Source organism: Candidatus Eremiobacteraceae bacterium, assembly GCA_035710745.1.
GTDB lineage: Bacteria > Vulcanimicrobiota > Vulcanimicrobiia > Eremiobacterales > Eremiobacteraceae > JANWLL01.
In genome coordinates, this window is sequence record DASTCX010000018.1 from 242,659 (window position 1) to 255,624 (window position 12,966).

Genomic DNA, 12,966 nt, shown 5'->3' on the forward strand with positions numbered 1-12,966 from the left:
CGGGCTTGGCCACGAGGCGGGCCTCATCGACGTCTATTCAGTTCGTCAACCTCGAGCCCGCTCTTGCAGACGTTCCCGCCCGACATCGTCCATTCCGCGGCTGCTCTCCCGACCGCGTTCCCGTCGCGGAGGCTGATCGACTTGTCGGGAGCCAAGGATGCGCTGTCGACGATATTCAGCGTGTCGGGCGCCCGTACGTATCGCGTCACGTTCGAGCGATCGGGAGCGGTGACGTTCCAACCCGGTTTGGTCGGCGGCTACTGGCTCAATCGCGAACGCGTACCTTCACTCTGTCCCTAGGGCGGCGCGCCGCGGGAGCCGGACGCGTGGCAGCCGTCATCGCACGACGCATGGACTTCGGACGTTGGAGCCGCGGCCATGCGGAGATTGTTCGAAGAAGGTGCCGCATGGGTCGCCATCGGGATCGCCGACGTCCCTTGCGAATCATCCCCAACGCACTATGTCGCGACCAATCAGGTGACCCGTACGAAACCGATCGCGATTTTGCTCCTCGGCAAGGACACGCCCAGTCGACTGGCTTGCGACGTATGGGCGGACGAACTCGTAAGGTCTGCACGAACGTATCGGTCATCGGCCTCGTCTGCGAACCTCGCGAGCGGCACCCTTCGGCGATAAGACTGGTGACACCACCAGTCTCAAAGAAGGCGCGGTTCGCTACAATGAGCTGGCATGGGCGCAGCCAGCGTAAGCGCGTTGCCGTGTCACGAACGGCGCGCCAAACCGCGTGGCCTGGAGGGACGACGAACCGGACCGCTCCGTTCGCTATGAACGGCATCAGTTTGAGTTTCGTCGCCCAGGGTCGCCCCGCCACGCCGAGGATGGAGCCGCACAATGTCGGCAATGATGGTCGCCACGGTCATCGCGTTCGCCCTCTCACACGCCCCCGTCGAAGCAATGGCGACGGCAGAATCGACCCCGATTCGGGTCACGCTGATCGAAGGCTTCGGCCGCGCGATTTACGCAACATCCGCAAACGCCGCCCCCAGCGCGTCATCGCCCCGAAACGGTTGCTTCTTCTCCAACCTAAAGCCCGATTTGTCCGACAAGAACCTTATCACCGCGAATGCGCCCTTCGACAGCGACACGAAAGCCTATTGGCTCGCTCCCCGTCCGCCTCAACCATCGGGTTGCGATTACGTCGGGGTCAAACCCACGACGGACGGACTCGCGGTCATATTTTCGGTCGCGCGACGCGACGTCAGCGTAGTGCCTGCGGGGGCGAATCGCGTCGGCGGGTTCGCCGTCTCCACGCTGTTCGACAACGTGCCGCAAAATCAGGACGAAGATCGGATCGTCATCGACATATCGCCGGCGGCCGGCGGTCCAGCGGTGCTTTCCCTGACCATCAACCCGGACGAGCACGTTTTCGGACGAAGCAGTGCCGGTGACGGGGGTCCGAAAACCCTCACGAGCAACGACTACTCCATGGCGCCCGATCTGACGCAAGTTTGGGCCGGAATTCTCACGATCAACTGGAGCGCATTCAAGTCGACGGGCGGATGGAGCGCGCTGCGACTCAACGCTTCGAGGTCATTTGAGGTACGGTATCGCCTCCTCCGGTTCGGAAATAACGCTCCGTCCGAGAGCGACCCCGCCGGCGCCTTGGACGTCGCATTCACGACGGTGCCCGCGTTCGACACCGAGTTGCAGCCCCTCAACGGACTCGGACCTTCGGACTCCCATCGCTACGGCGCAATCGACAAGACCGGACAGCGACAGACAGGTTCGCAGGGCAATCCCAGCGCAACGCCGTTGCCGACGACGACGCCGTGGCCCGCGCTCTCATTCGACACCAACTTCCCGGCGACGCAACAAACGCTCGTCGGCGCGACGCTCGCCCAAGATTTCGCGTCCAACCTCGGAACCGTGCAGCAAAAAATCGTCAAACTCGCCGGAAAGGTCGGCGTACCTTCGCAGACAGCAAAGGCGCTCGTCTGCGCCTCCTGCCAGCCGTTCCAGGTCCTGTATGGGACTCTCTTCGGCCTGAAAAACTCGAGCGACGTCGTCAGCCTTCTCAGCGGCAACAATCGCTTCGGCGAAGATGCGCAACCGATAACGTTCGGCGATATCGGCGACCTGGGCGTCGCGTCGGTCTTCTCCTACGCCAACAACGACACGTCGCTCAGTCTCGCGCAGATGCATGCGCGCAATACCTTGGACGACGACGCAGCTATGTTCACCACGAAGACCCCGAGCTCGGAGATACGCGCGCTCGCCGTCGGCGACAACCATCCGCCGACGAGCGCGTTGCCGCACATATCTACGGACGCCCTCTCTTTGTCTTCGGATCATCCGACGGGCGCAAACGACGACGACGACCCGGCCAAGTTCGAATCGTCGGACGTGTCGTCGATCGTGCGCGCGGCATACGACGCGACGGACACCGCCGTGGACGGCTTCGCCGGCGTGCAATTCGCGAAGACCATCTCGGACAGCGGGGAGGATGAATTTGGAAATTGGCATGGCTACACGATGGCGATCGCCCCTGGATACAAGTTCGGCGGCATCGCCTATCGCCAAGCGGAAACCGACCCGCTGCCATTCGTCGGGGCGAGCGGTCCGAGCGTGGACGCAAACCTGGCGGGAACGGCGTTGTGGGGGCTGACCCCGAGCGTAAACGTCGAGTCGTATTGGTTGCGCAACCGCTTGCTCGACCTCGCCCAGTCGACCGACGTCGTGTACGGCCTGCAGTGGAAGCCGACCGTGAAGCGTTGGACGTTCAAGCTCAGTTTCGAACAAGCGGATGCGCGGATTTCGGCGCCCTTCATCGCTCTGCAACAGATCGCGAACCTGCCGACGCCCGACACATACCCTGGGATTCGTTCGCACATCGAGCCGACGCCGGCTCCGAACACGACCGCGGGCCCGTCTTCGACCGACGATCTTGAAGATCACATAATCGCGGTCAGCGCGACGACCCCGAAATACTTCGCACTTCAGGCGACGGCGACCGTCGGTTACGACATCGATCATCTCTCGCCCGTTTGCCTAATCGATCCAAAGACTGTCGCAGATATAATCTGCACGCGCGGGCACTCCGCCAACTTAATCACGGGCACCGTGCTGGGCGGTTGGAAGGATTGGTTGCAGCTGGGCGCCCGGTATCAGCCGCCACAAACGTCGCAGGGCAGTCCTTTGACGTCGGACGAGCGGGTGTATAACGCTTTCCTCGAGGGCAAGGTCGGCCGTTGCAACTGCAAATTGATGCTGGCGGCGTCGAATGACAGCGGCAGGATCGGCGTAAACCCAAACACGCTAGGAGAGGCCCTGACCGCCCAATTCGCAATCGAAGGGATCTTCCAAAAGGCAACGCTTGCTTTCGGCTACATCAATTCTTCGTCGCCGAGCTCGAATTTCGGATCGACGCCAGTCATGGTGACGCAACCGTTGGATCATCGTGCGAGGGAGTTCGTAGTACTTCGCGTGGGAACGGCAGCCTTCGAAACGACCAAGGGATACTAGCTAGCTAAGCAAGCCAGCCCCGAGGCGGAGCGTCAATGGCGCCGTTGGCCTCCTCAGTCGAAGCCGCCATCCGGATTCGACGTGCCGTCAAGGTGGGTCGTGCCGTACGGGCCGGTGAGCGCCACCGTTCCGGAGAGGGCGAAGACGCCCGGGGACGGATGCCCCCAGGGTGTCTCCAGGGACGATGCCGCCGTGGATTTGTTTACGCCGGCTTGATAAGGTATATTCGTTCCATGAGAAAAACAAGCGAGACGACAGCGGCCAGCGAGGGCGGCAGGAAAGCCAAGATTGTCATCGAGGTCCGCAGCGGAATCATTCAGGCGGTGCTCGCCGATCCTGCGCTCGTCAATCGCGAAGAAATCGTCGCGGAGATCATCGACCTCGACGACATGGAAGACGACGCCGACTGCAAATTCGATTGGTCGGACGTCGAGACGGCGGACGGCGCAAGCATCTATCGTCTGAACGGATATGCGGAGCTTCCGTTGCAAGGCTGCGTCCCGAGCCGCGACTGAGCTTCACGAGCCCGCTCGTCATCGTCGACGCCACGAGGCTCGATCCGGGCGCCCGCCGCTCGCGTATCGTTCGTCGCCCTTCCTTATATACGGCAGATACGGCGCGTTTTTGGCGCCGTTCGTCCTCTATCGCGAGCGGTTTCTGGGGACCCAGCCCTTTGTCGAATCGGCCTCCCGCTCGCCGAACCGATGCGTGGCATCGGCGGTTCTCCCATCCGGGATGCTTGGCCCGATCTGATGACACCGCAGTCGGCCCAGCGCCCTACACCGCGAGGCACAATCTTGATCTTTCGCTCGTCTATGTCGAGCCCCATCTGCGCCGCCGCCACCGGGGACATGCAAATCCCGATCGCGCCTTCTCTGTCGCCTATCCTGCGCACGATTTCGCGGACTCGTCAAAGCGTTGAGGAGCACCGCCCATAGCTAACGGGCGATGCCCGGTGCGACGCCTTATCGAGCCTGTCCACGAAATCAGATCGTCGGCGACTTCGTGGCAGCGTCAAGTCGATTCAAAACGCCACGGTCCGGCGCCCGCGGTCAAAGAAGCGGCCGGAGTCGCGCCGCATCCATGCGAGCCTACGAATTGGGGCCGGACTCACTCGGATCCCATGTAGCGTTCATGTCGCCGTCCACTGACGATCCCCCGTCGGTGCTTGGAATCGAACTCGTTCTCGCTTGATAGTGAAGGTGCGAGTGCTGATCGAGGCCTTGGCCAAGCATCAGTGCACCGTTCGGCACCCTAATGCGCGCCCAGCTATGCTGATCGATCTTCTGGCCGATCCAAACGTTGCCACTGTCTGCGGCGATTAGCGCTACCGAATGCTGATCAATTTTCTGGCCTATTGACACGCTTCCGCCGGCTCTGATGTCCGCCTGCGAATGCTGGTCGATCTTCTCTCCTATCTGCACGTCCTTGGCGGCGATGATGACTACGTTGCTGTGGTCGTCGATCTTGTGACTTACAATGACCGATCCGTTCCTGCTCTGGTAAGTGCCAACCGCATGATTCGTTATGTTGTCGACGTTCAGGTCACCGTCCGTAATCTGATCAGGCATGGCATCACATTTCTAGCATCTCACGATGCGGCTGCTTTAGGGCTGCCCGCTCTGGTTCTGCCGGCCGGCCGCAAGAATTAGCCGGTTATCAACCGCCCGTGCGATTTCGAGCACGGGAATGATCTCTCTCCCTGCGTTTGCGACGTGGACTATCAGGTTCGCACGGCTGAAGAGCACCATCGTCTCACCCATGCCAAACGCGACCTCCCCGGAGTCGGTTTTCGGCAGCCTGACGACTAGCGGAGACTGGAAGTCGCCAAGCCATCGCAGCAGGTAAGCGCGCGCCGCCGGAACCGAGGGGCACTCGACGATGGTGATTGAGATCAGCTGATTGGCGGAGGAACCCGTGCGCCGCAATATAAGCCGCAGACGAGGCTGGGAGTCGACCGCGTCTCTCGTCTGGCGCGCCACTGTCCACCCCCGTATGTCGCCCTCACCGAGCGCCGCACCGCTGATGACGCTTACAACATCGTCCCCTGCAAGCACCCGCCACGTCTCGTAACCGAATCGGTCCGCCAAGTGCTTGAGAAATCTTTCGTCCACATCGATCCTTTTAGACGACTTGACGTCGAACGCGCGTCGCTACCAACGGGTTGCAGTTGGCTCTCCCTGAAGGAGCGGCGAGCCGGTCGCGATACTGCAAGTCACCAGGATTCCCAAATCGCAGCTTCGTCGGCAATAGCGGCGTATGCGGCGGCGCGGTCGGATCATTGTCGCCGTCGACTTCCAGGCACCCGTCGTACACGTCGTCGTTGACGTCACAGGCGCCCGTCCACGCCACCTCGTGATACGAGAAGCTTCCCCAATTGCACGCCGTTTGCCAAACGCTCGACCCGATCGCAAGGATTGCGTTCAAGTCAAAGTAGTTGCCCATCCGCGATTGCCATAGATCGCAGCCGAGTATGTTCGCAAAGCTCGACACGAACGTCGCGCAATCGCTGCAATTGACGTAAATCCCAAGCCCGACGCCGCCTTTGAGACGTTCGAGGAACGCGGAACAACTAAAGTTCCCGGCACTGTAGTGAGAGGCGCCACCGCCGGGGCAGTCATAGGTCACCACGGACGGCCCGAGATTGAAAACGCTTCGCGTGACTGCGGCCGCCGCCTCGTCGGTCGAGCCGGAGCCCGCCGCCCACGAGCATGCGTAATCCAAGACGTCGCACCAGGGCAGGTGCGAGTTGCCGACGTCATAAGGTGCTTGCTGCCACGGCACGGTGGGCACGTCGAGCAAGACATAGATCCGGTGCCTGCTGACGTCAAACGCGGTCCAAGGACCGTTTCCAATCCTAAACTCCCAGCGCCATTCCGTCATGTGCGTTCCGACGCGCTTGGTCGAAAGCGTCACGTCGGCCAATTGGAACGTGACGTAGCCGCTCGCGCCGTTGACGAAATCGACGTTGAGCGCCGCAACATTACCCAGCGGATTGCCGAAAATAGCTTGAAAGATTGCGGTGAGGATGGAGTAAACCCAGCCCAAGCACCCGCCCGGTCCGACGCCGTAGATCGTATTGTCACGTGCCCGAATCTCGGCGCTCCGCACGCCCGGATCCGTGCACGAGAAGGCCGCTTGAATCGTGATTTGATTTCCGCCGATCGCGCCGATTGCGTATGCCGCCGGGGAGTCTTCCGGGTTGATGCTCACACCGCGTTGCCATTCCGGCACGTTCACCCAGTCGGCGCCGTTTCGACGGATGTTCAGGGCGTCGTGGGCTGCGGATGACGGATCATGGTTGAATTTGATGCCCAGCAGTTGGATCATCGCGAACGCCCGCCGGAGTCGCTTCCGATGCCAAGACGTTCGAGCAATGGTCCGTGGTCTCGCCTGAAAGCCTCGCCCAGCATCGCTCGCTCGACGCCGCCCACGTCTTCGAAGTAGCGCTCCTTCGTGCCCGGCGATTCAGTCACGACCCCGTTGGCGACGACGAAGATAGCCGGTCCGCCGCTATGCCCCCCGAAAAACTCTATGCGAATCCCACGATAACCGAGGCCAATCAGCGGCGGTTTGCGCGCAGGGCTCTTGAACGCGGCTTGCAGCGAGCGGCGCACGCGCTCCGCTTCTTCAGCGCCGAGCTGCCATTGCGGATCGGGCCTTCCGGAGAAGACGAGGAGGGTGACGGTCGCCGCCTTTCGCTCATCCACGACAGCCCAAAACCTTGCTATTCAATCGAAACCGCCCCGTCGCAAACGCAATAGCAACCGCAAAAAACCGTGTACATCCCCCGGTCGGCGGTGCGTGGGTCTGTGATGACATGGCCGCTGTTATCGACGTTGCTGGCCTGTGTTCCACCGGGCTTGTGCGACCAAGTTCCATCCCGGTCCTTGCGATACCAATGAAAGTCGAACCCCGGATCCATTACCAAGGCGACCTCGTGACAACACTTGCCGCACCCGCAACCCTCGTCGCAGTTGACCGGCTCCAGCCCGTCTGATTGCGCGCCAGAGCCGACGCTTGCACAGTCGAGCGACGTGTACATGTGCCCCGACGCGCGCCCTGGTTGAGCGAACGTGTTCGTCCGGATGTTGCACGCATAGTTGTAACAGTTGTTGTTGAATTGAATGCCGTCACCGTCATTCCACGCGGACGGATCGAACGTCGGCACGCAACGAACGAGAAAATTGGCGATCGCCTTGAGGATAGCGCGAAGGAGGCCGAGCAACCAATCCGGCACCGGATGGCACCTCCGGGACCCGTCGTGAAATCGCAACCGTCCGGAGGCGGCTTGTCGGACCTCGGGGTTGAGCGGGTTCTCCACTAGAAGCATAGCATGCTCGGTCAGCGGCGTAACTGGGGAAATCCCCAGCAGTAAGCGGCGAGAAGAACACCCGTTCTCCAGCCAGATCGAGCGTCATGCGATCGCACCAAACGGCTAAGGTGGAGTCGGCCTCGGCTATGCCGTCTGCGTCGGCGAGGCCAGCCCATCGACCTTCAGACCAGCGACGCGCCGCCCCCTTCGGCGACATCGCGCTGTTCCGTGTCGCGCGGGGCGACAAATCGCCGCGCTAGTTGGCGACCGATACCGACACAGAAATTGAGTTGCCCATTTAATCCGAGATCGTGATGTCGCATTGCCCGTCGGCGACCGCCGTCACCGCGAAGGCGCCGACTGACTGCCCGCCACACTCTCGGTAATCACTTGGGGGCGGATCTCCGACTCCACTTATCGTCGGGCTCGCCGCGTGGCGAACGCGGCGGTCACTCCTTCGCAGGCCACCACGCAGAGGTTTGGCAGAACGCGTCAATGCCGGCTCTGTAGAGAAGCAATATGATTCCGACGATAACCGGTACGCCGACGAAGCCCAACAGGGGGATGTGCATGACGAGGTACGTCGCGAGTCCAGCGCCCCCCGAGGCGACTATGGCCTCGGGAGTCACGGCGGCGGCTTGCACGCCCGCAGCTCTCGCGGCATCCAAATCATTCTTAACGCGATCGCGGATTTCGGGATCGTCGCAGATGTACTTTCGAAGCGAAATCGCGAACAGATTAAAGAATCCGCGCTCGTTTTGCGCGTCGACCGCCAGGGCGACGACGTCGGCGTAGCCCAGTTCGGAGCTGATTCTCGTCAACGTGCGATGTTGCCACGTTTCCACCGTATCTTCCGAACGCAGGGCATCGACGTTTAGCTCCCAATCGCGAAGCGAGCCGGTAAACTCCGAGGGTGTCGCCCTCGGGTTCGGCGTCGCGAACGGTTCCTTGAGGGTGACGCCTATGAGCCTGCCGAGCTTGGACACCGCTTCTGGCTCCGGAGCGCCATAGATCGCTCCCAGAGAGGCGTGGTAGTCGCCTCGCGACAGTCGATCGAGGACGCCGATTCCCGCGAGCAGATCATCGGCGGTGACGCCAGGCGTGCCGACGCCGTCGGCTGCGTGATTGTCGACCTCGGACATGCGCGGCCTCCCGAAGTCCGGTTACGAATTCTTGATCGAGCGATTTCCGCGCTCGCGCACGAGTCAGGTTAGCCCGTGCGACGACGCCCCGTCTGGACGGCGATGCTCGCTTCGCCGATCCTGACCGTCGACCTCACCGTCGGCCGTGACGGCCTGCCGTCTATGAGAATCCCGTGCGGAACGAACGTGACGCTCGCCTGCGTCTCGCGCGCCGCGAACGACGCCTTGAGCGCCTTGCCGATTGCGAACGTAAAGCTGGCCGGCATGAACTTGTGGGCCCTGTCGCTGCGTATCCCGGTGCCGAAGAGCGAGAGGGTGCCGACGAAGAACGGGCTCTTCGGATCCGGTTGGGCGCCTTTGGACAAGCCGAAGTAGACGTCCCAGACGGCGCCGGGCTGCGACGACGCCTCGACGTCGCCGAGCTGGAGCAAGAGCGTCTCATGCGGCGACGCGAGCGCGGGCGCCAATCTAGCGCGCAGGTCGCGCAAATTCACGGCGAAGGACGACGGCTTCGACCCGAGCGTCACCGGCGGGATCGGCAAATGGACGAGCGTCTCCGTGAGATAGTAGGTCGGCGGCAAATGGAAGGTCGGGGGACAGTACTGGTTGACTTGCGCCGGCTCCCCTTCATATAGGTAGCCGAGCTGAAAGGCGGCGCGAAGGACGTCGCACCCGGTCATCGTCACCGGGTCCCCGCTCTCGTTGAAGAAGGTAAATGTCTTCGAGCGCCAGGCCGCGTCCGACGTCGGGTCGGACCTTCCCCCGCCCTGGGCGAGCCATAGGTTCCAAAGCCGATCGATGTTGCAGTGATGCAGGTAGAAGATCGGATCTTGCGCGGCCGTCGGCACGGACCCCATCCAACCCCCGACGTCGACGTGCACGTCGCCGTGCGGCGTTCCCTGTATGACCGAATCGGCCGTGGTAAAATCGCCGAACGCGAATGCTCCGCTATAGTCGACGTCGGTCGCGGGTAGCGAGCCGGCGCCGCTGTTCATCGCCGGGTCCCGATTGGGCGTGTAGAGTTCGCTCGACGTTTCGCGGAACGTCGCCGGCAACTGCCGTTGCGCAGGCGACGACCAGTTCCAGTACGGCAGCGCCCAGCAGTCGTCGCCGCACATCGAGCGGCAAATCCGCTCGAACCAGTAGAGATACATTCGATGCCACGACCAGAAGAAGTACGTGCCGTGCTCGCAGGTGTTCCACGAAGGCCTCGCCGGCGTCGCGAACGTGCCGTGGATGGCCGCTTGATAAGTCCAGCTCCTCGGGTCCGACGGCGGCAGCGCTCGCATCTGCCTGACCGCCGTTCGATACGCGAGGATCGCCGGGTCGGCGGCCGACATCCCGCCGACGTCGCGACGGACGTATACGGTTGCGCCGAGGGCTCTCAGGCCGTGCCCGGGCTGCACGAGCACAGTGAGCGTCGCCGCGCCGGTCATTCCCACGAAATTGGCGCGAGAGATGTGCGGCCGCATTTTGGCCCCCATTGACGGCGGCGCCGACGGCTCGAACGGCAAGGGCCGATCGCGCCTTGACAAGCCGAGCTTCCGCGTCGGCTACCGTTCATCGCAAGTATAAGATTCCGTCTTGAACTTGCAACTGGGGAAGTCCCCAGTCCTAAAGCCCTTCGAATCAAAAGTGACGTCGGCCAGCCTTTGCGGCTTGGTTCTCCGCGAGCGCCGCCCGGACGCACGTTCGGCGGCTGGTCGCGGGGACCGAGTCCAAGCGCTAAAACTTAGGGATTCCCCCGTGTTCGGGCGCGGATCGATATGCTACGTTCTGTGTCTCGACGCCGGCACTCGAGAAGCCGACGCGGCTTTGGCGCGGCCGAAGCGCCAAGATCAAGGGGTCGTCCGTTCATGCCGACTGTTCGAGGTACGCAACCGACTCTTCACAAGATATCGAGGTACGGCTGGATACCGGACCTTCCCGACAAGCGCGACGTTCCGTACGCGACGCTGATGAAAGCGGCGCCGCTGCCCGCGTCGGTCGACTTGACGGCGAAATGCCCTCCGGTATACGATCAGGGCCAACTCGGAAGCTGCACGGCGAACGCGATCGGGGCGGCGCTCGAGTTCGATCAGAAGATATCGCCGTTCGTCCCCTCTCGCCTTTTTATCTACTATAACGAGCGAGCCATCGAAGGAACCGTCCCCAGCGACAACGGCGCGCAGATTCGCGACGGCATAAAGTCCGTCAGCTCGCAGGGCGCATGCGACGAGGTGCTTTGGCCGTACAACGTATCGGAGTTCGCGGTTACGCCAACGCCGCCGTGCTACGCCGCTGCGCTCAAGTTCACCGCGACGAACTACTACAGCATCGACCAAGACCTCACGCAGATGAAGACCTGCCTCGCGGAAGGGTTCCCCTTCGTCTTCGGGTTTACGGTCTACGACGCGTTCGAAAGCGCGGCGGTCGCGGCAAACGGGGTCCTGGACCTGCCGGGGCCCGACGAGCACGTCATCGGCGGGCATGCGGTTCTCGCGGTCGGGTATGACGAGGCCTCGCAGCGTGTGCGTGTTCGCAACTCGTGGGGCGCCGGCTGGGGACAGGCCGGTTACTTCACCATGCCTTACGCCTACATCACCGATCCGAACCTTGCAACCGATTTTTGGACCATCCGCCTGACTTCCGAGTAAGACATGGCGATTGAAACCATCGTCGTCCTCATGCTCGAGAACCGGTCGTTCGACCATTTCTTTGGCTACTTACAAGGCCCGGGGTACGACGTCGACGGCCTGACGCAGACCGAAGTCAACTACCTCGATCCGGTCCATCAGACCGGACGGGTCCGTGTTTCGGATGACGCGCCCTACGTTCCCGACGTCGATCCGAGCCCGGGCCATGAGTTCGCGAACGTCGCAGTCCAGCTGCACGGCCCGTCCGGGTCGACGGGCCTTGCATCGAACGTCGGCTTCGTCTGCGACTACGCTTCCGTGGCCGGCGCGGCCAAGGCCGGCGCCGTCATGCGCTGCTTCAGCCCGAAACGATTGCCCGTCGTCACGACGCTTGCCCGCGAGTTCGCCATCTGCAAGGCTTGGTTCTCGTCGCTGCCCGGTCCGACGTGGCCCAACCGGTTCTTCGCCCACTGCGCGACGTCGGGAGGGTACGTCGACGGCGCGTTGACGCGCGAATATACGATGCGGACGCTCTATCAAAACCTGAGCGCGGCCGGCGTCAACTGGCGCGTCTACTACCACGACATGCCCCAGTCGCTCGCGCTGCTGCACCAACGGCAGTACTTCGCCGCGAAGTACGAGCTGTACGGCCAGGCCTTCGTCCGCGACTGCGAAGAGGGGCGGCTTCCCCAGTACTCGTTCATCGAACCGCGCTACTTCAACGAGGGCAGCTCGCGCGCGAACGACCAGCACCCGATTCATGGCGTCGTCAACGGCGAGCTGCTCGTCGCCGAGGTCTACGAAGCCCTGCGCGCCTCGCCCCAGTGGGATAACGCCATGCTCATCGTCACGTGGGACGAAAACGGAGGTTTCTACGACCATGTGCCGCCGGTAGCGGCGACGCCGCCCGACGATCAAACGCAGCAGTTCGATTTCGCGTCGTACGGCGTCCGCGTGCCCGCGATCGTTGTCTCGCCGCTCATCGCATCGCGCACGATCGATCCCGACGTGCACGATCACGCGTCCATCCCGGCGACGGCCAAAGAGGCGTTCGCGCTCCCCGAATACCTCACGAAACGAGATGCCGATGCGAAAAGCGTGACCGCACTGTGCAGCCTGAAGCAGCCGCGGCGAGACGCTCCTTCGCGTCTCCCTCGACCGAGCGCCGACGCCATGGTGGCGAGCGCGGCCGCAAGTTTCGAATCGCAGTCGCTGAACGATCTGCAAGTCGAGCTGCTCGCGCTGGCGAGGGAATTGGGCGGCGTCGGCTCGCCCAGGAACACGATGATCGCGGCTCCGCCGGTTTCGCAAGCGGCCGCGGCCGCGGAAATTCGCGCGCATCTTGATCGCTTCAGGGCGTCCTTGACCTAGATGAGCGCGCGAACTTGGTTGCCTTGCGCAGTCGGAGGCC

At 62.6% G+C, this 12,966-nt stretch carries 12 protein-coding genes; 5 read left to right on the forward strand and 7 right to left on the reverse strand.

The genetic code is table 11. The features are described from left to right. Positions 1-63: 63 nt before the first annotated feature. The 3 genes from VFO25_08280 to VFO25_08290 all read left to right on the forward strand — a co-directional run bounded on the left by VFO25_08280 (position 64) and on the right by VFO25_08290 (position 3,998). Positions 64-300 carry a hypothetical protein gene (locus VFO25_08280; protein HET9342895.1) on the forward strand — a complete coding sequence of 79 codons (237 nt, stop codon included), beginning with the start codon at positions 64-66 and terminating at the stop codon, positions 298-300. A gap of 552 nt (positions 301-852) precedes the next feature. Continuing rightward, positions 853-3,483 (forward strand): hypothetical protein, encoded by a 2,631-nt coding sequence (locus VFO25_08285; GenBank protein ID HET9342896.1) that lies wholly within the window; start codon positions 853-855, stop codon positions 3,481-3,483. A 35-nt stretch (positions 3,484-3,518) separates the two neighbouring features. After that, the gene (locus tag VFO25_08290) at positions 3,519-3,998 is read left to right on the forward strand and encodes a hypothetical protein (protein ID HET9342897.1); all 480 of its coding nucleotides are present in this window, start codon (positions 3,519-3,521) and stop codon (positions 3,996-3,998) included. A 576-nt stretch (positions 3,999-4,574) separates the two neighbouring features. Here the strand turns inward: VFO25_08290 and VFO25_08295 are convergent. The 7 genes from VFO25_08295 to VFO25_08325 all read right to left on the reverse strand — a co-directional run bounded on the left by VFO25_08295 (position 4,575) and on the right by VFO25_08325 (position 10,412). Then, positions 4,575-5,054, reverse strand: a complete 480-nt coding sequence (locus VFO25_08295) for a hypothetical protein (GenBank protein ID HET9342898.1) — start codon at positions 5,052-5,054, stop codon at positions 4,575-4,577. A 36-nt stretch (positions 5,055-5,090) separates the two neighbouring features. Next, a complete protein-coding gene (locus tag VFO25_08300) occupies positions 5,091-5,597 on the reverse strand; it encodes a hypothetical protein (GenBank protein HET9342899.1) in 507 nt (168 codons plus the stop codon). A 10-nt stretch (positions 5,598-5,607) separates the two neighbouring features. Further along, positions 5,608-6,813, reverse strand: coding sequence for a hypothetical protein (locus VFO25_08305; protein ID HET9342900.1), 1,206 nt, complete (start codon positions 6,811-6,813; stop codon positions 5,608-5,610). Then, positions 6,810-7,193, reverse strand: coding sequence for a hypothetical protein (locus VFO25_08310; protein HET9342901.1), 384 nt, complete (start codon positions 7,191-7,193; stop codon positions 6,810-6,812). Before VFO25_08310 ends, VFO25_08305 begins: the two co-directional genes overlap by 4 nt. 17 nt (positions 7,194-7,210) lie before the next feature. Further along, positions 7,211-7,723, reverse strand: coding sequence for a hypothetical protein (locus VFO25_08315; GenBank protein HET9342902.1), 513 nt, complete (start codon positions 7,721-7,723; stop codon positions 7,211-7,213). Between the two features lie 524 nt (positions 7,724-8,247). Further along, a complete protein-coding gene (locus VFO25_08320) occupies positions 8,248-8,940 on the reverse strand; it encodes a hypothetical protein (protein ID HET9342903.1) in 693 nt (230 codons plus the stop codon). Between the two features lie 68 nt (positions 8,941-9,008). Continuing rightward, entirely contained in the window at positions 9,009-10,412 is a 1,404-nt protein-coding gene (locus VFO25_08325) for a tyrosinase family protein (protein ID HET9342904.1), read from the reverse strand. Between the two features lie 384 nt (positions 10,413-10,796). Between VFO25_08325 and VFO25_08330 the strand changes: the two genes are divergently transcribed. After that, a complete protein-coding gene (locus tag VFO25_08330) occupies positions 10,797-11,576 on the forward strand; it encodes a C1 family peptidase (GenBank protein HET9342905.1) in 780 nt (259 codons plus the stop codon). Positions 11,577-11,579: 3 nt separating this feature from the next. Further along, the gene (locus VFO25_08335) at positions 11,580-12,926 is read left to right on the forward strand and encodes an alkaline phosphatase family protein (GenBank protein ID HET9342906.1); all 1,347 of its coding nucleotides are present in this window, start codon (positions 11,580-11,582) and stop codon (positions 12,924-12,926) included. The last annotated feature ends 40 nt before the right edge of the window (positions 12,927-12,966 follow it).